At 55.8% G+C, this 16,970-nt stretch carries 18 protein-coding genes; 14 read left to right on the top strand and 4 right to left on the bottom strand.

What is annotated here, in order from left to right; genetic code table 11:
- Positions 1-120 precede the first annotated feature (120 nt).
- A complete protein-coding gene (gene speA / locus ACK5JN_RS12025) occupies positions 121-2,097 on the bottom strand; it encodes a biosynthetic arginine decarboxylase (protein WP_416870384.1) in 1,977 nt (658 codons plus the stop codon).
- 8 nt (positions 2,098-2,105) lie between these two features.
- Complete coding sequence (yqgB, locus tag ACK5JN_RS12020) at positions 2,106-2,237, bottom strand: acid stress response protein YqgB (RefSeq protein ID WP_416870417.1); 132 nt, start codon at positions 2,235-2,237, stop codon at positions 2,106-2,108.
- Between the two features lie 649 nt (positions 2,238-2,886).
- Between yqgB and metK the strand changes: the two genes are divergently transcribed.
- The 8 genes from metK (at position 2,887) to ruvX (ending at position 10,091) form a co-directional block, all read left to right on the top strand.
- Positions 2,887-4,041, top strand: a complete 1,155-nt coding sequence (gene metK, locus ACK5JN_RS12015) for a methionine adenosyltransferase (protein ID WP_395595843.1) — start codon at positions 2,887-2,889, stop codon at positions 4,039-4,041.
- A gap of 378 nt (positions 4,042-4,419) precedes the next feature.
- Complete coding sequence (locus ACK5JN_RS12010) at positions 4,420-5,814, top strand: sugar porter family MFS transporter (RefSeq protein WP_416870383.1); 1,395 nt, start codon at positions 4,420-4,422, stop codon at positions 5,812-5,814.
- Between the two features lie 77 nt (positions 5,815-5,891).
- On the top strand, positions 5,892-6,392 hold the full coding sequence (locus ACK5JN_RS12005; protein WP_416870382.1) for a SprT family zinc-dependent metalloprotease: 501 nt from the start codon (positions 5,892-5,894) through the stop codon (positions 6,390-6,392).
- Positions 6,393-6,486: 94 nt separating this feature from the next.
- On the top strand, positions 6,487-7,194 hold the full coding sequence (gene endA, locus ACK5JN_RS12000) for a deoxyribonuclease I (RefSeq protein WP_416870381.1): 708 nt from the start codon (positions 6,487-6,489) through the stop codon (positions 7,192-7,194).
- 79 nt (positions 7,195-7,273) lie between these two features.
- A complete protein-coding gene (rsmE, locus tag ACK5JN_RS11995; RefSeq protein WP_416870380.1) occupies positions 7,274-8,005 on the top strand; it encodes a 16S rRNA (uracil(1498)-N(3))-methyltransferase in 732 nt (243 codons plus the stop codon).
- A gap of 12 nt (positions 8,006-8,017) precedes the next feature.
- Positions 8,018-8,965 (top strand): glutathione synthase, encoded by a 948-nt coding sequence (gene gshB, locus ACK5JN_RS11990; RefSeq protein WP_416870379.1) that lies wholly within the window; start codon positions 8,018-8,020, stop codon positions 8,963-8,965.
- A gap of 146 nt (positions 8,966-9,111) precedes the next feature.
- On the top strand, positions 9,112-9,675 hold the full coding sequence (locus tag ACK5JN_RS11985) for a YqgE/AlgH family protein (protein ID WP_416870378.1): 564 nt from the start codon (positions 9,112-9,114) through the stop codon (positions 9,673-9,675).
- A complete protein-coding gene (ruvX, locus tag ACK5JN_RS11980; protein WP_064542651.1) occupies positions 9,675-10,091 on the top strand; it encodes a Holliday junction resolvase RuvX in 417 nt (138 codons plus the stop codon). The genes ACK5JN_RS11985 and ruvX overlap by 1 nt, the downstream gene beginning before the upstream one ends.
- Before the next feature lie 58 nt (positions 10,092-10,149).
- Here the strand turns inward: ruvX and ACK5JN_RS11975 are convergent, their stop codons facing one another.
- Positions 10,150-10,803, bottom strand: coding sequence for a LuxR C-terminal-related transcriptional regulator (locus ACK5JN_RS11975; RefSeq protein WP_416870377.1), 654 nt, complete (start codon positions 10,801-10,803; stop codon positions 10,150-10,152).
- 523 nt (positions 10,804-11,326) lie between these two features.
- The gene (locus ACK5JN_RS11970) at positions 11,327-12,307 is read right to left on the bottom strand and encodes a type IV pilus twitching motility protein PilT (protein ID WP_416870376.1); all 981 of its coding nucleotides are present in this window, start codon (positions 12,305-12,307) and stop codon (positions 11,327-11,329) included.
- A gap of 16 nt (positions 12,308-12,323) precedes the next feature.
- Here ACK5JN_RS11970 and ACK5JN_RS11965 point away from each other — a divergent pair, with 16 nt between their 5' ends.
- The 6 genes from ACK5JN_RS11965 (at position 12,324) to ACK5JN_RS11940 (ending at position 16,924) form a co-directional block, all read left to right on the top strand.
- Positions 12,324-13,028 (top strand): YggS family pyridoxal phosphate-dependent enzyme, encoded by a 705-nt coding sequence (locus ACK5JN_RS11965; RefSeq protein ID WP_416870375.1) that lies wholly within the window; start codon positions 12,324-12,326, stop codon positions 13,026-13,028.
- 18 nt (positions 13,029-13,046) lie between these two features.
- Positions 13,047-13,613, top strand: coding sequence for a YggT family protein (locus ACK5JN_RS11960; RefSeq protein WP_064542638.1), 567 nt, complete (start codon positions 13,047-13,049; stop codon positions 13,611-13,613).
- Positions 13,610-13,900 (top strand): DUF167 family protein YggU, encoded by a 291-nt coding sequence (gene yggU, locus ACK5JN_RS11955; protein WP_416870374.1) that lies wholly within the window; start codon positions 13,610-13,612, stop codon positions 13,898-13,900. Before ACK5JN_RS11960 ends, yggU begins: the two co-directional genes overlap by 4 nt.
- An 8-nt stretch (positions 13,901-13,908) precedes the next feature.
- On the top strand, positions 13,909-14,502 hold the full coding sequence (locus ACK5JN_RS11950; RefSeq protein ID WP_416870373.1) for an XTP/dITP diphosphatase: 594 nt from the start codon (positions 13,909-13,911) through the stop codon (positions 14,500-14,502).
- On the top strand, positions 14,495-15,631 hold the full coding sequence (hemW, locus tag ACK5JN_RS11945) for a radical SAM family heme chaperone HemW (RefSeq protein ID WP_416870372.1): 1,137 nt from the start codon (positions 14,495-14,497) through the stop codon (positions 15,629-15,631). The genes ACK5JN_RS11950 and hemW overlap by 8 nt, the downstream gene beginning before the upstream one ends.
- A 306-nt stretch (positions 15,632-15,937) precedes the next feature.
- Complete coding sequence (locus tag ACK5JN_RS11940; RefSeq protein ID WP_416870371.1) at positions 15,938-16,924, top strand: TRAP transporter substrate-binding protein; 987 nt, start codon at positions 15,938-15,940, stop codon at positions 16,922-16,924.
- Positions 16,925-16,970 lie beyond the last annotated feature (46 nt).

Genomic DNA, 16,970 nt, shown 5'->3' with positions numbered 1-16,970 from the left:
TTATGGAAAATATCGGGTGATAGACATCACATTCTGAGCGAACGATTTTGTGATCATTATCGATGAAGGGAAAAGACAGGTGGAAATACCCGGCGGACAGACGCCGCCGGGCGAGCGAGATTACTCGTCTTCCAGGTAGGTATAGCCGTACAGACCGGCTTCAAACTCTTCGAGGAACTGCTGCTGCAGCTCGGCGTCCAGATCGGTGTTTTTCACCTGGTCGCGGAACTGGGTGAGCAGCTTGTTCGGATCCAGCTGAACGTACTGCAGCATGTCCGCCACGGTATCGCCTTCGTCGGACAGCTCAACCTCAACGCTGCCGTCAGGGAACACGAACACGTCAACCGCTTCGGTGTCGCCGAACAGGTTGTGCATGTTGCCGAGGATCTCCTGATACGCGCCGACCATAAAGAAGCCCAGCATCGGCGGGTTCTCCGGGTCGTACTCCGGCATCGGCATGGTGGTGGCGATACCGTCGCCGTCGACGTAGTGATCGATGGCGCCATCGGAGTCACAGGTGATATCCAGCAGCACCGCGCGGCGTTCCGGAGCCTGGTTCAGCCCTTCGAGCGGCAGCACCGGGAACAGCTGATCGATACCCCACGCATCCGGCATTGACTGGAACAGCGAGAAGTTGACGTACATCTTATCCGCCATTCGCTCCTGCAGTTCGTCGATAATCGGACGGTGCGCGCGGTTGCTCGGGTCGAGCTGTTTCTGCACTTCGTGACACATGTTCAGATACAGCTGCTCGGCCCACGCGCGCTCGTGCAGGCTGAAGGTGCCTGAAGAGTAGCCGACGTGCACATCGTGCAGATCCATCTGGCTGTCGTGCAGCCATTCGCGCAGCGAGCGGCGGTTATCCGTCTCGTGCATCTCCTGCCAGGTTTCCCACATGCTTTGCAGCGCGCGCGGCGCATCGTCAGCAGGCGGCGTGGCTTCGGTATGTTCGCTACGCTCAACGCCGATGATGTTCGACACCAGCACGGTGTGGTGCGCGGTCACCGCGCGGCCGGATTCGGTGATCACCGTCGGGTGCGGCAGGCCGTGCTCTTCGCAGGCGTCGCCAATCGCCCAGATAATGTTGTTGGCATATTCGTTCAGGCCGTAGTTGACCGAGCAATCAGACTGCGAGCGGGTTCCCTCGTAGTCCACGCCCAGGCCGCCGCCGACGTCGAAGCACTGAATATTGACGCCCAGCTTGTGCAGCTCAACGTAGAAACGGGCCGATTCGCGCACGCCGGTGGCGATATCGCGAATGTTCGCCATCTGCGAACCGAGGTGGAAGTGCAGCAGTTGAATGCTGTCCAGACGGCCGCGCTCGCGCAGAATTTCCACCAGTTGCAGTACCTGGTTGGCCGCGAGGCCAAACTTGGATTTTTCGCCGCCGGAAGACTGCCATTTGCCGGAGCCCTGAGAGGCCAGACGCGCACGCACGCCGAGGCGCGGCACTACGTTCAGGCGTTCAGCTTCTTCCAGTACGATGGCGATTTCAGACATCTTCTCGATCACCAGATAGACCTTGTGGCCCATCTTCTCACCCACCAGCGCCAGACGAATGTATTCACGGTCTTTATAACCGTTACAGACGATCACGCTGCGGGTCATGCCCGCGTGCGCCAGTACCGCCATCAGCTCGGCTTTAGAGCCCGCTTCCAGCCCCAGCGGTTCACCGGAGTGGATCAGCGACTCAATGACGCGACGGTGCTGGTTAACCTTAATCGGGTACACCAGGAAGTAGTCGCCGTTGTAGCCGTAGGATTCACGCGCGCGCTTGAACGCCGCGTTAATCGAGCGCAGGCGATGCTGCAGAATCTGCGGGAAGCAGAACAGCGCGGGCAGACGCTGCCCCTGGGCTTCGCGAGCTTTTACCAATTCGGCGAGGTCAACGCGCGCATCCGGTACATCCGGATCCGGGCAGACGCTGATGTGGCCCAGCTCGTTGACGTCGTAGTAGTTATTGCCCCACCAGGCAATGTTGTATGTGCGTAGCATTTTGCTGGCTTCCTGGGAGCTCATCGCAACCTCCTGCATGGAACGTAGTACACCGCGTTCGCCTGCTGACGAATGCGAATCCAGTGAAATGTCGTCAGACATAGCGAACCTCAATTATTTATAACAAGTGTAAAACAGTTAACTACTATCGCAGCGTGACGTTGCGATAACAACCCATAAACAGCCCGATGAGGCAGCAGAACATGCTGACGCGCCGACTGTGCGACCGGTTTCTTTTTCATATCATTGTAAAACACGCACCTGAACCGGGTATGACGGTTCAGCGAAACCACGAGAAAACCCTTGCCGTAGCAAGAGCGCCCTTGTTCAGTTTCCGTTACCGACCGGCTCGGGAATCCTGAGAAGCGCCGAAATGGGTATAACATCGGCTGGTATGCAAAGCAGAAATGAGGGTTGCGGGGAACATGCTCGCGCCAGGACGGCACGACAGAGTCGGCAGAATACAACGGTTCATTATCTCGTATCACCTCCACGGCCGCCCCGAAAGACGAACCTTTAAGCCAAAGCACTGTTTTAGCCCGGCTGGAAGTGGCGACACGAGGAAAACGTCGTGTGCTTTTTGGTATGAGCCGCGCGCCGCGTTTTATACCGATAACCACCCCAAAAAGCAAAATATAAATGTGCGCATTGCCGGCGCTGTCAGGAAAAATTTCCATCTTATTGAGGAGAGGAATGGGAGCTGAATCAAAAAAAACTGGCAAAGAGATGAAGAAGTGACCTAGAATAGCCATCCAGATGTTAATCCATCTATACCGATTAACACTCAGACTGCCAGTGACAGTAACCTATAAGTCCGTGGTAGAATCTTCCATCGTGACTATTCAATGCAACAGTTTGAGCTAACCAAATTCTTATTGGGTGAAATTTAATATGGCAAAACACCTTTTTACGTCCGAGTCTGTATCCGAAGGGCATCCTGACAAAATCGCAGACCAAATTTCCGACGCCGTGCTGGACGCCATCCTCGAGCAGGATCCGAAGGCCCGCGTAGCGTGTGAAACTTACGTCAAAACCGGTATGGTGCTGGTCGGTGGTGAAATCACCACCAGCGCATGGGTTGATATCGAAGAGATCACCCGTAAAACTGTGCGCGAAATTGGCTATGTGCATTCGGATATGGGCTTTGACGCCAACTCCTGTGCCGTACTGAGCGCAATTGGTAAGCAGTCTCCGGATATCAACCAGGGCGTTGACCGTGCCGATCCGCTGGAACAGGGCGCGGGCGACCAGGGCCTGATGTTTGGTTATGCCACCAACGAAACCGACGTGCTGATGCCAGCGCCGATCACCTACGCCCACCGTCTGGTGCAGCGTCAGGCTGAAGTGCGTAAAAACGGCACCCTGCCGTGGCTGCGCCCGGACGCGAAAAGCCAGGTTACCTTCCAGTACGACGACGGTAAAGTGGTCGGTATTGATGCGGTGGTTTTGTCTACCCAACATGCGGAAAGCATCGATCAGAAATCGCTGCAGGAAGCGGTGATGGAAGAGATCATCAAGCCGGTTCTGCCGACCGAGTGGCTGAACGCCTCGACCAAATTCTTTATCAACCCGACCGGCCGTTTCGTGATCGGCGGCCCGATGGGCGACTGCGGCCTGACCGGTCGTAAAATCATCGTTGATACCTACGGCGGCATGGCGCGTCACGGTGGCGGCGCGTTCTCCGGTAAAGATCCATCAAAAGTGGACCGTTCCGCGGCCTACGCAGCGCGCTACGTGGCGAAAAACATCGTTGCCGCTGGCCTGGCCGACCGCTGTGAGATTCAGGTTTCCTACGCTATCGGCGTGGCTGAACCGACCTCCATTATGGTGGAAACCTTCGGTACTGAGAAAGTGCCCGCTGAACAGCTGATTGGTCTGGTGCGCGAGTTCTTCGACCTGCGTCCGTACGGCCTGATCCAGATGCTGGACCTGCTGCACCCGATCTACAAAGAGACGGCTGCCTACGGTCACTTCGGTCGCGAAACCTTCCCGTGGGAAAAAACCGACAAAGCGGCTCAGCTGCGCGAAGCGGCTGGCCTGAAATAAGCCACCCCCGCACCAGAAAAGCCAGCCTCGCGCTGGCTTTTTTATGCCTGCGATTTGGCCCTTTCCGCTATCAATTTACATTTCCAAACACTTTGATGAAAGCGATTACATCTTAGTGCATTCTAGCCTGCAAGCCTTTCGCGCCATTAATGAAACAACATTTCACCTTATTGCGTCATGTTTCAGTAAAATCTCATTATAGTTTTTTTCTTTCCCTCTAAAATATACTCACATGTATGATTTAATTGATATTTAACTCATACACAACATGAATGTTAGTGTAACCGATTACACAGTCGTGATTGTTATCACATTTTTTTACCTCGGACTTTCCTACCCTAAGCATCGATAAAATCAATGACTCAACTGGAGGGCATCATGCCTAACAATAAAAAACAGGGTCGCTCGAACAAGACAATGACCTTCTTTGTCTGCTTCTTAGCCGCCCTTGCCGGACTGCTGTTTGGCCTTGATATCGGCGTGATTGCCGGTGCCCTGCCCTTTATTACCACCGATTTCCAGCTCAGCGCCCATACGCAGGAGTGGGTGGTCAGCTCCATGATGTTCGGTGCCGCCGTCGGTGCCGTCGGCAGCGGCTGGCTCTCCTTTAAGCTCGGCCGTAAGAAAAGCCTGATGATCGGCGCGATTCTGTTCGTGGCCGGTTCGCTGTTCTCCGCCGCTGCGCCAAACGTTGAAGTGCTGCTGATTTCCCGCGTGTTGCTCGGTCTGGCAGTCGGTGTGGCCTCTTACACCGCACCGCTGTATCTGTCTGAAATCGCACCGGAAAAAATTCGCGGCAGCATGATTTCCATGTACCAGTTGATGATTACCATCGGTATTCTCGGCGCGTATCTCTCCGACACCGCCTTCAGCTACAGCGGCGCGTGGCGCTGGATGCTGGGCGTGATCATCATTCCGGCGGTACTGCTGCTGATTGGCGTGATCTTCCTGCCGGACAGCCCGCGCTGGTTCGCAGCGAAACGTCGCTTTAACGATGCGGAACGGGTGCTGCTGCGCCTGCGTGACACCAGCGCTGAAGCCAAACGCGAGCTGGATGAAATTCGTGAAAGCCTGAAGGTTAAACAAAGCGGCTGGGCGCTGTTTAAAGAAAACAGCAACTTCCGACGCGCAGTGTTCCTCGGCGTACTGCTGCAGGTGATGCAACAGTTCACCGGGATGAACGTCATCATGTACTACGCGCCAAAAATCTTTGAACTGGCCGGTTACACCAACACCACCGAACAGATGTGGGGCACCGTGATCGTTGGCCTGACCAACGTACTGGCAACCTTTATCGCCATCGGCCTGGTTGACCGCTGGGGCCGTAAACCTACGCTGATCCTCGGCTTTATCGTGATGGCCGTCGGCATGGGCGTGCTGGGTTCCATGATGCACGTCGGCATCCACTCCGCTACGGGGCAGTATGTCGCCGTGCTGATGCTGCTGATGTTCATCGTCGGCTTCGCCATGAGCGCCGGTCCACTGATTTGGGTACTGTGCTCTGAAATCCAGCCGCTGAAAGGCCGCGATTTCGGTATCACCTGCTCCACCGCCACCAACTGGATTGCCAACATGATCGTCGGGGCCACCTTCCTGACCATGCTGAACTCGCTGGGCAGCGCCAACACCTTCTGGGTATACGGCGGCCTGAACGTGCTGTTCATCTTCCTGACCCTGTGGCTGATTCCAGAAACCAAAAACGTCTCTCTGGAACACATTGAACGTAACCTGATGCAGGGCCGTCCGCTGCGCGAAATTGGCGCTCGCGACTAACCTTCATCCCGCTTCCTCCCGCCCGGGAGGAAGCTTCCCCTTGCACCGCCCCGCGTCTCGCTCTATTCTCAGCCGTTATGAAAACCCCTCGAATTCCTATCGCCATTCAGCAAAACGTGATGCGCAGCCTGCGGGAAAAACTCGCCCAGGCCAATCTGGCGCTGGGCCGCAGCTACCCTGAACCTAAGCTGGTGTATCAGCAGCGCGGCACCTCGGCGGGCACCGCCTGGCTACAGCAGTATGAGATTCGCCTCAACCCGGTGCTGCTTCAGGAAAACCTACAGGCGTTTATTGATGAAGTGGTGCCGCACGAGCTGGCCCACCTGCTGGTGTGGAAACACTTTGGCCGCGTCGCGCCGCACGGCAAAGAGTGGAAATGGATGATGGAGAGCGTGCTCGGCGTACCGGCGCGGCGCACGCACCAGTTCGAACTGGATTCGGTGCGTCGACAAACCTTTCCCTACCGCTGCGGCTGCCAGCTGCATCAGTTAACGGTTCGCCGCCATAATCGTGTGCTGCGCGGTGAAGCCACCTACCGCTGCGTGCACTGCGGTGAGCCATTAGTTGCAGAAATGTAACCATTGGAAATAACAGGAAGTTTTCCGCGCTAACTGATTGCATCTGACAACCACATTCGTTACGTTGCGAGCTCGTTTTGAGATGGAGTTCGTGATGTACCGTCATTTTTCTTTCACCGTTGCGTTTCTGGCAGCGGCTCTCTCCGGCCAGGCATTGGCCACCGGTATCAACAGTTTTTCCCAAGCGAAAAGCGCGGGCGTGAAGGTTAACAGCGACGTCCCCGGCGATTTCTACTGCGGCTGCAAAATCAACTGGCAGGGCAAAAAAGGCGTTATCGATCTGGAATCGTGCGGCTATAAAGTGCGTAAAAATGAGAACCGCGCCAGCCGCGTCGAATGGGAGCACGTCGTTCCCGCCTGGCAGTTCGGCCATCAGCGCCAGTGCTGGCAGGACGGCGGCAGGAAGAACTGTTCCAAAGATCCGGAATATCGCAAGATGGAAAGCGATATGCACAACCTTCAGCCCGCCGTTGGCGAAGTGAACGGCGACCGCGGCAACTTTATGTACAGCCAGTGGAACGGCGGCGAGGGTCAGTACGGCCAGTGCGCCATGAAGGTCGATTTTAAGCAGAAAGTGGCCGAGCCGCCGGAACGTTCGCGCGGTGCCATTGCCCGTATCTACTTCTATATGCGCGACCAGTATAGCCTCACCCTGTCCCGCCAGCAGACTCAGCTGTTTAACGCCTGGGACAAAATGTATCCGGTCAGCAGCTGGGAGTGCGAACGCGACCAGCGCATCGCCAAAATTCAGGGCAACCATAATCCCTATGTGCTGCGGGCTTGCCAGGCACAAAACAGCTAACCTACACTAGCGGCAATCGTTAATTTGCTCCTGCCCTCTCCCGAGCGAGGGGGCAAAGCCACAGATGGAATTCAGACTTATGCGTATCCCTCGCATCTACCACCCGGAACCGATCACCGTCGGCACGCAGATCCCGCTGTGCGAGGACGCCGCCAATCACGTAGGCCGCGTTCTGCGCATGGGCCAGGGCCAGGCCGTTCAGCTGTTCGACGGCAGCAACCAGCTGTTCGACGCCGTCATTACCGAGGCAAGCAAGAAAAATGTGATGGTGGAGATCCAGAGCGGTACGCTGGACGATCGTGAATCCCCCATCCACATTCATCTGGGCCAGGTGATGTCGCGGGGCGATAAAATGGAATTCACCATCCAGAAATCGATTGAACTGGGTGTAAGCCTCATTACGCCACTTTTTTCCGAGCGCTGCGGGGTTAAACTGGACGCTGAACGTCTGAATAAAAAGATTCAGCAGTGGCAGAAAATCGCCATCGCCGCCTGCGAGCAGTGCGGCCGTAACGTGGTGCCGGAGATTCGCCCGGCAATGGACGTAGAAGACTGGTGCGCCGAGCAGGATAACGCCCTCAAGCTCAACCTGCACCCGCGCGCCAGCGCCAGCATCAACACGCTGCCGCTGCCGGTGGAACGCGTCCGCCTGCTGATTGGCCCGGAAGGCGGTTTGTCCGCTGATGAAATTGCCATGACCGCACATTACCAGTTTACTGATATTCTGTTAGGGCCTCGCGTTCTGCGCACAGAGACTACCGCACTCACCGCCATCACCGCACTGCAGGTGCGCTTTGGTGACCTGGGTTAAAGGAGAAAAATAATGATCAAGCTCGGCATCGTGATGGATCCCATCGCAAGCATTAACATCAAGAAAGACACCAGCTTCGCTATGCTGCTGGAGGCACAACGTCGCGGCTACGAACTCCACTATATGGAGATGAACGATCTCTATCTGCTGAACGGCGAGTCGCACGCCCGTACGCGTCTGCTGAGCGTTGAGCAGAACTACGACAAATGGTACGAATTCGGCAGCGAGCAGGAGATTAAGCTCGCCGATCTCGACGTAATCCTGATGCGTAAAGATCCGCCGTTCGACACCGAATTTATCTACGCCACCTATATCCTTGAGCGCGCGGAAGAGAAAGGGACGCTGATCGTCAACAAGCCGCAGAGCCTGCGCGACTGTAACGAGAAGCTGTTCACCGCGTGGTTCTCCGACCTCACGCCGGAAACGCTGGTCACCCGTAACAAGGCGCAGCTGAAAGCGTTCTGGGAAAAACACGGCGACATCATCATGAAGCCGCTGGACGGCATGGGCGGTGCGTCGATCTTCCGCGTGAAGGAAGGCGATCCGAACATCGGCGTGATTGCCGAAACCCTGACCGAACTGGGCAGCCGCTACTGCATGGCGCAGAACTACCTGCCGGCAATTAAAGACGGCGATAAGCGCGTGCTGGTCATCGACGGCGAGCCGGTGCCTTACTGCCTGGCGCGTATTCCGCAGGGCGGCGAAACCCGCGGCAACCTGGCCGCCGGTGGCCGTGGCGAACCGCGCCCGCTTAGCGAAAGCGACTGGGCGATCGCCCGTAAAGTGGGCCCAACGCTGAAAGCCAAGGGGCTGATCTTCGTCGGTCTGGACATCATTGGCGATCGTCTGACGGAAATTAACGTCACCAGCCCAACCTGCGTGCGCGAAATTGAAGCGGAATATCCGATTTCCATCACCGGTATGCTGATGGACGCTATCGAAAAACGCCTGCAAAAATAGTCGCTTGCTCTAACACGGCGGGAGGGAACCCGCCGCCAGCCTGGCAACCAGCGCTGCATATACGCAGGCCAGCCAGGTGACAGCCGTGCGCTTTCCCCTCATACTGGGCATTGCTGCTTTTTAAAACAGGACAAGAACCTCTGATAATGAATTTACAGCATCATTTTCTTATTGCTATGCCAACCCTCCAGGATCCTATCTTCCGCCGTTCCGTGGTCTACATCTGCGAATACAACGACGACGGCGCAATGGGCATCATCATTAACAAGCCGCTGGAAAACCTGCAGATCGAGGGGATCCTCGAAAAGCTGAAGATCGATCCGGAACCGCGCGATCCGTCGATTCGCCTGGATAAACCGGTCATGCTCGGCGGCCCGCTGGCGGAAGATCGCGGCTTTATTCTGCACACACCCCCGGCGTCGTTTTCGTCCAGCATCCGCATCTCCGACAATACGATCGTGACGACCTCCCGCGATGTGCTGGAAACGCTCGGCACCGAACGTCAGCCGTCGGAAGTGCTGGTGGCGCTGGGCTATGCTTCCTGGGAGAAGGGCCAGCTGGAGCAGGAGATCCTCGATAACGCCTGGCTTACCGCCCCGGCTGATTTCAATATTCTGTTTAAAACGCCGATTGGCGAGCGCTGGAAAGAAGCGGCGAAGCTGATTGGCATTAATATTCTGACCATGTCAGGCGCTGCGGGGCACGCATAATGAGTGGAACACTGCTGGCTTTCGATTTTGGCACCCGCAGCATCGGCGTAGCGATTGGCCAACGCATTACCGGCACCGCCCGGCCGCTGGCGGCCATCAAGGCGCAGGACGGCACGCCCGACTGGAACATCATTGCCCGCCTGCTTAAAGAGTGGCAGCCAGAGACGGTTATCGTCGGCCTGCCGCTGAATATGGACGGCACCGAGCAGCCGCTGACCGCCCGCGCGCGTAATTTTGCCAATAAAATTCACGGCCGCTTTGGCGTGCCGATCACGCTGCATGACGAACGTCTGAGCACCGTTGAGGCTCGCGCCGGGCTGTTTGAACATGGGGGATTCAGAGCGTTGAACAAAGGCAGCGTCGACTCCGCCTCAGCCGTGGTGATTCTGGAAAGCTATTTCGAGCAGGGTTACTAGCCGTAGGCAGCCCCGGGAATCTTTTCCCGGGAACACGCCAGAATACGCATCTCGCCGATCAGTGGCGCAGATTTTCATTGGCCCAGCTGACCGCCTGCGTTCTGTTCTTCACGCTCAGTTTACGGAAAACATTATACAGATGGGTACGCACGGTGTTTTCGCTGATAAACAGCGCACGGGCAATATCCATATTGGTCGCGCCGTGGCGTAATTCATTCAGAATTTCGCATTCACGTTCCGTCAGCGGCACGCTATCGTGGTTTTCCGCAGCGTGTTCAACGGCATACATTGCCGGGTGCATCACGCTCAATTCAGCCGTCTGCTCGCCGTTTAAGACCGCTTTGACGCCCTCAATTAAGCGCGATTCTTCGTCGTCATGACGGAAAACGCCGTACAGTGCTGGCCATTGCGCCATTTCGTATAATTCATACTTCTGCGCGCTGTTAATAATTAACAGGCGTGGTGAATCAAACTGTGTGCGGATAATATCACGCCAGATACCGTTCAGCTTTTTGTTGGAAACGGCGATATCAAACAATACCACGGTGCCCTTACTCAGGCGCTGCATCAACGGCTTATTGATGTTATGTACTTCGACAGAAACTGACAGCAATTCAGTGAGGTAGTTTGAAAACGCGTTGGCTTGTACTGACGGATGGGTGATTAAGATAATCTTGCGGGAATTAGATACACTCTCAGTTACTTCAAACATTTTGAAACTCTCCATAGTCTATATCCACCATCATGGTGATTTAATAAGTCAAAGCAAAGGTAAACCTAATACCATTAATAATAAGAACCAACCAGTAAGTGAAACATTATTTTATAAGATTAGTCCTAATTACATAAATAGGATAGAACGAAGACCTTAGAAGTGTCAAAAGAATATCACCCTTTTTTGTAAGTCTACGCAACATAATGTAATTAACCCATTGCAAAAATCTCATCCCTATGGCGTAGGAACGAATAACATATTAGAATAAACGTCGTAGGAAGTTTTGTTTCCGCCTCGCTAAATATCACTCGGTAATTACAAAAAGGTACATTCCCGCAACAGCGTTAATAAGTAAGTTTACAAAATTAAAAGTCATATTGATTATTAAACAAACGTTGAGTTGAGAAACAAAACAGCCATCACATTATTGCGCTAAATAATGTGATAGCCGACATAATTGTTTCAGGACGACTGCCGCCAGTCGATCGTGCTGGCTAAAAACCAGACGCCTTTTCCTCTTTTATAGCATCCCCGCCTTCACCCACTGCTGATAGCTCTGGCTAAAGGTCTGCATGCCCGTTTGTAGCCCGGTCTGCATGACGCCGGCAATCTGATGCGTTTTCCCCTCACGGATCAGATTACCGACGGCCGGGGTATTAATCAGCATTTCGAACAGCGCGACGCGCCCGCCCTGCTTATCCGGCTGAAGCCTCTGCGCCAGCACCGCGCAAAGGCTGCTGGCAAGCTGGTTGCGCACCGGGTCCTTCTCCTGGGCCGGGAACACATCCACCAGCCGCTCAATCGCCTGCGCAGCACCGCGCGTATGCAGGGTCGCCAGCACCAGATGGCCGGTCTCCGCCGCCGTCAGCGCCAGGCGAATGGTTTCGCTGTCGCGCAGCTCCCCCAGCAGAATGACATCCGGATCCTGGCGCAGCGCCACCCGCAGCGCGTCGGCAAAAGAGGCGGTATGCTCCCCCACTTCACGCTGCTGAATCAGGCAGCCGCCGCTGGTGTGCAGGAATTCAACCGGATCCTCCAGCGTCAGAATGTGCCCCGCCAGATGCTGGTTGAGGTGATCCACCATCGCCGCCAGGGTGGTCGATTTCCCGCTGCCCGTCGCCCCCGTCACCAGAATAAGCCCGCTCTCTTCTTGCAGCATTTCGGCCAGCGCGACCGGCGTATGCAGCTCGGCAAGCGTTGGGCAGCGCGTGGGCAGAAGGCGCAGCACCAGCGACGTTCCCTGACTGTGCGCAAACGCGCTGGCGCGCAAACGCGGGCAGCCGGAAAGCGAGACGGAAAAATCAAGCTGTCGGTGCCGTTGCCACGCCTGCCGCTGGCCGTCGCTCAGCCAGCTCGCCATTAATGCTTCGGGATCCGGGGCGGGAAACGGCGCAATTTCCAGCTTGCCCCGCCTGCGCCAGCGCGCGTTTGCGCTGCTACACAGGTGTAGATCCGACACGTTATGCTTTACACTAAGCGCCACGATTTCTTGTATATCCATAGACCCACCAGCCCATATGAACGATATTGCGCATAACCTGGCACAGGTCAGGGAGAAAATCTCAGCGGCAGCAGCGCGTTGCGGCCGGGATTCAGAAGAAGTAACGCTGCTTGCAGTGAGTAAAACAAAACCTGCGAGCGCCGTCGAAGAAGCCGTTGCGGCGGGCCAGACCGCATTTGGTGAAAACTACGTTCAGGAAGGGGTAGAAAAAATTCGCCACTTTCGCGAGCAGGGCGTCACCTCGCTGCAATGGCACTTTATTGGCCCGTTGCAGTCCAATAAAAGTCGTCTGGTTGCCGAGCACTTCGACTGGTGCCATACCGTAGACCGGCTGAAAATCGCGGTTCGCCTGAGCGAACAGCGCCCAAGGGAGCTAGCACCGCTCAATGTGCTGATTCAAATCAACATCAGCGATGAGCAGAGCAAATCAGGCATTCCGCTGGAGGCGCTTGACGCGCTGGCGGCTGAAATCGCCGCGCTGCCGAACGTCCGCCTGCGCGGCCTGATGGCGATTCCCGCGCCGGAAAAAGAGTACGACCGGCAGTTTGCCGTGGCCCGCGAAATGGCTGTAGCATTCGCGCGGTTGAAAGCAGACTACCCGACCGTAGACACGCTATCTCTGGGTATGTCTGACGACATGGAAGCCGCTGTTGCGGCAGGTAGTACAATGGTACGCATTGGCACCGCGATTTTTGGTGCGCGTGATTACACAAAAAAATAAGGAACCCCAAGGAACGCCATGAAGACGTTGACCTTCCTGCTCTCTACAGTGATTGAACTGTACACAATGGTGCTACTGCTGCGCGTCTGGATGCAGTGGGCGCGCTGCGATTTTTACAACCCGTTCTCGCAGTTTGTGGTGAAAATCACCCAGCCTATCGTCGGGCCGCTGCGCCGCGTCATTCCGCCGATGGGCCCGCTGGACAGCTCTTCGCTGCTGCTGGCCTTTATTCTGTGCGTGGTGAAAGCCATCGTGCTGTTTATGGTCATCACCTTCCAGCCGATTATCTGGATCTCGGCGGTGCTGATTCTGCTCAAGACTATCGGCCTGCTGATCTTCTGGGTACTGCTGCTGATGGCGATCATGAGCTGGGTCAGCCAGGGCCGCAGCCCGGTTGAGTTCGTTCTGATGCAGCTGGCCGAGCCGCTGCTGCGCCCTATCCGTCGGCTGCTGCCGTCCATGGGGGGAATCGATTTTTCCCCGATGGTGCTGGTGCTGCTGCTGTACGTCATTAATATGGGCATCGCCGAAGTGCTGCAAGCCACCGGCAACATGCTGCTGCCAGGACTGTGGATGGCGCTATGAGTGCCGTCACTCCCTGCGATGACGGGCTGGTGCTGCGGCTGTATATTCAGCCAAAGGCCAGCCGGGACGCGATTGTTGGGGTGCATGGCGACGAGCTTAAAGTCGCCATCACCGCCCCGCCCGTGGATGGGCAGGCTAATGCCCATCTGGTGAAATATCTCGCCAAACAGTTTAAGGTCGCCAAAAGCCAGGTCATCATCGAGAAAGGTGAACTGGGGCGACATAAACAGGTTAAAATTATTCATCCGCAACAGATCCCATCGGGCGTCGACGCCCTGACACATTAGGATATCCCATGCAAAAAGTTGTCCTCGCGACCGGTAACGCCGGTAAAGTGCGCGAGCTTGCCTCGCTGCTCGGCGATTTTGGTCTTGATATCGTCGCCCAGACCGAGCTTGGCGTAGAGTCCGCCGAGGAGACCGGGCTGACCTTTATTGAGAACGCGATTCTCAAAGCGCGCCACGCCGCACAGGTCACCGGCTTACCGGCTATCGCCGATGATTCCGGCCTGGCGGTTGACGTACTCGGCGGCGCGCCGGGCATTTATTCCGCGCGCTACTCCGGCGTCGACGCCACGGACCAGCAAAACCTGGAAAAGCTGCTGGAAACCCTGAAAGACGTGCCGGACGACCAGCGTCAGGCGCAGTTCCACTGCGTGCTGGTGTATATGCGCCACGCGGAAGACCCGACGCCGCTGGTGTGCCACGGCAGCTGGCCGGGCGTCATTACCCGCTCGCCGGCAGGCCAGGGCGGCTTTGGCTACGACCCTATCTTCTTCGTGCCGTCGGAAGGCAAAACCGCCGCCGAGCTGAGCCGTGAAGAGAAGATTGCTATCTCCCACCGCGGCCAGGCGCTGAAGCTGTTACTGGAAGCGATGCGCAATGGTTAAGCTGCCTCCGCTGAGTCTTTACATTCACATCCCGTGGTGCGTGCAGAAGTGTCCGTACTGCGACTTCAACTCGCACGCGCTGAAGGGCGAAGTGCCGCACGACGACTACGTCCAGCATCTGCTGAGCGATTTAGACGCCGATATCGCCTACGCCCAGGGACGTGAAGTGAAGACCATCTTCATCGGCGGCGGTACGCCGAGCCTGCTGTCAGGCCCGGCGATGCAGGCCCTGCTGGACGGCGTACGCGCGCGTCTGACGCTGGCCCCTGATGCAGAAATTACCATGGAAGCAAACCCGGGCGCCGTTGAAGCCGACCGCTTCGTCGAGTACCAGCGGGCAGGCGTTAACCGCATTTCGATCGGCGTGCAGAGCTTTAGCGAAAGCAAGCTCCAGCGGCTTGGCCGCATCCACGGCCCGGAAGAGGCAAAACGCGCCGCGCGGCTGGCGAACGAGCTGGGGCTGCGCAGCTTCAACCTCGACCTGATGCACGGCCTGCCGGATCAGTCGCTGGAAGAGGCGCTCAGCGACCTGCGCCAGGCGATTGAGCTGGCACCGCCGCATCTGTCCTGGTATCAGCTGACCATCGAACCGAACACCCTGTTTGGCTCGCGCCCGCCGGTACTGCCGGACGACGACTCGCTGTGGGATATCTTCGAGCAGGGCCACCAGCTGCTGACCGCCGCGGGCTACCAGCAGTATGAAACCTCGGCCTATGCCAAACCCGGTTACCAGTGCCAGCACAACCTCAACTACTGGCGCTTCGGCGACTACCTGGGCATTGGCTGCGGCGCACACGGTAAAGTCACCTTCCCCGACGGCCGCATCCTGCGCACGGCGAAAACCCGCCACCCGCGCGGCTATATGGAAGGACGCTACCTCGAACGCCAGCACGATGTCGAAAACGCCGACAAGCCGTTCGAGTTCTTTATGAACCGCTTCCGTCTGCTGGAAGCCGCGCCGCGCGCCGAATTCAGTGCCTATACCGGCCTGGATGAGAGCGTCATCCGCCCGCAGCTCGATGAAGCGCTGGCTCAGGGCTACCTGACCGAGTGCGAGCAATACTGGCAGATAACCGAGCACGGTAAGCTGTTTTTAAACTCACTGCTTGAACTGTTCCTCAGCGAATAAAAAACAAATATATTTCGCCGTTATTTATAATGGCGAAATATATATCACTCATCTTTACCGAACGATCACCGCAATACTTACCGAATAATTCCACTGCTAATATTTAATAAAAATATTAATAGCCAATAACGAATACATAATAAATATAATCCAGCGCACAAAAACCGCATTTAATGCGTAGATAATTTAAAAGTGTGAGAGTGGTAGCGTAAAGCTGTCAGACAACCAGGATAATATGTCATACAGAAATTCAACGCTGTCCCTCTAGATATAAACCACAATAATGAATGTGCATGGAGCCTATTAATGAAATCTCTCTCTTTTCGCAAGACGATGATCTGCGCATCGCTTTTCGCATTGCTTTCCGCTGGGGCCACTGCCGCTGAAAAAGTAACGCTAAAGCTGGCGCACAACCTTGAGCGTAGCCACGTTGTACACCAGGCTTTTGAAGAAATGGCTAAAGAAGTCAAGCAGCTATCAGACGGTAAAATGACGATTCGTATTTACCCCAGCAGCCAGATGGGCAGCGCCCGTGAAACGATGGAGCTGTTACAGAACGGCGCGCTGGATATGACCAAAGGCTCCGCCAGCGATCTGGAATCGTTTGATAACGTTTACGCCATTTATAATTTACCGTTCTTATTTAAAGACCAGGCACATTTTAATAAAGTAGTATTCGGTGACGTCGGTAAAGAAATTATGGACTCAACGAAAGAGAAAGGTTTCTTCGCGCTTTCCGCTTATGTTGCCGGTACCCGTAGTTTTTACGCTAAAAAACCAATTACCAAACCGGAAGATTTAAAAGGGCTTAAAATTCGCGTTCAGGCCAGCCCCACCACCATTAAAATGATTGAATTAATGGGCGGCTCGCCAACGCCAATTTCATTTGGCGAAGTGTATACCGCCATGCAGCAAGGGGTGGTTGACGGCGCGGAAAATAACGTCCCGTCATGGGTACAAACGCGCCATATCGAAATTGCCAAAGTCTTTTCCGAAGATGAGCACGCCTCTATTCCTGACTTCCTGGTGATCTCCACCAAAACCTGGGACAAGCTAACGCCGGAGCAGCAGCAGATTCTGGCCAAAGCGGCTAAAGACTCGGAAGCTTTCCAGCAGAAGCTGTGGGATAAAATCGACGCCGATACCCGCGCTCAGGCGAAAGCGATGGGCGGTGAGATCGTCAAAGTCGACAAAGCGCCGTTCCGCGCCGCCGTCCAGCCGCTGTTTGACGATTTCAACAAAGATCCAAAACAGGCCGCGCTGCTGGCCAAATTTGAAGCCGCCGCCGAGTAACTCCCTTTTTACGGGCCAGCTTCTGGCCCGCTTTCACCAGGATAAT

The organism is Kluyvera sp., assembly GCF_047971185.1.
In the GTDB taxonomy this organism is placed as follows: domain Bacteria; phylum Pseudomonadota; class Gammaproteobacteria; order Enterobacterales; family Enterobacteriaceae; genus Kluyvera.
Note: the sequence above shows the minus strand (reverse complement) of the source record. Positions and strands in the feature narration are given on the sequence as shown.

Bases quoted from the DNA above. Each gene is read 5' to 3' on its own strand.
- ACK5JN_RS11965 (WP_416870375.1), top strand. From the start codon at position 12,324: ATGAACGATATTGCGCATAACCTGGCACAGGTCAGGGAGAAAATCTCA.
- hemW (WP_416870372.1), top strand. From the start codon at position 14,495: ATGGTTAAGCTGCCTCCGCTGAGTCTTTACATTCACATCCCGTGGTGC.
- ACK5JN_RS11940 (WP_416870371.1), top strand. From the start codon at position 15,938: ATGAAATCTCTCTCTTTTCGCAAGACGATGATCTGCGCATCGCTTTTC.
- speA (WP_416870384.1), bottom strand. From the start codon at position 2,097: ATGTCTGACGACATTTCACTGGATTCGCATTCGTCAGCAGGCGAACGC.
- yggU (WP_416870374.1), top strand. From the start codon at position 13,610: ATGAGTGCCGTCACTCCCTGCGATGACGGGCTGGTGCTGCGGCTGTAT.
- ACK5JN_RS12005 (WP_416870382.1), top strand. From the start codon at position 5,892: ATGAAAACCCCTCGAATTCCTATCGCCATTCAGCAAAACGTGATGCGC.
- yqgB (WP_416870417.1), bottom strand. From the start codon at position 2,237: ATGAAAAAGAAACCGGTCGCACAGTCGGCGCGTCAGCATGTTCTGCTG.
- rsmE (WP_416870380.1), top strand. From the start codon at position 7,274: ATGCGTATCCCTCGCATCTACCACCCGGAACCGATCACCGTCGGCACG.
- ACK5JN_RS11950 (WP_416870373.1), top strand. From the start codon at position 13,909: ATGCAAAAAGTTGTCCTCGCGACCGGTAACGCCGGTAAAGTGCGCGAG.
- endA (WP_416870381.1), top strand. From the start codon at position 6,487: ATGTACCGTCATTTTTCTTTCACCGTTGCGTTTCTGGCAGCGGCTCTC.
- metK (WP_395595843.1), top strand. From the start codon at position 2,887: ATGGCAAAACACCTTTTTACGTCCGAGTCTGTATCCGAAGGGCATCCT.
- ruvX (WP_064542651.1), top strand. From the start codon at position 9,675: ATGAGTGGAACACTGCTGGCTTTCGATTTTGGCACCCGCAGCATCGGC.
- ACK5JN_RS11960 (WP_064542638.1), top strand. From the start codon at position 13,047: ATGAAGACGTTGACCTTCCTGCTCTCTACAGTGATTGAACTGTACACA.
- gshB (WP_416870379.1), top strand. From the start codon at position 8,018: ATGATCAAGCTCGGCATCGTGATGGATCCCATCGCAAGCATTAACATC.
- ACK5JN_RS11975 (WP_416870377.1), bottom strand. From the start codon at position 10,803: ATGTTTGAAGTAACTGAGAGTGTATCTAATTCCCGCAAGATTATCTTA.
- ACK5JN_RS11970 (WP_416870376.1), bottom strand. From the start codon at position 12,307: ATGGATATACAAGAAATCGTGGCGCTTAGTGTAAAGCATAACGTGTCG.
- ACK5JN_RS11985 (WP_416870378.1), top strand. From the start codon at position 9,112: ATGAATTTACAGCATCATTTTCTTATTGCTATGCCAACCCTCCAGGAT.
- ACK5JN_RS12010 (WP_416870383.1), top strand. From the start codon at position 4,420: ATGCCTAACAATAAAAAACAGGGTCGCTCGAACAAGACAATGACCTTC.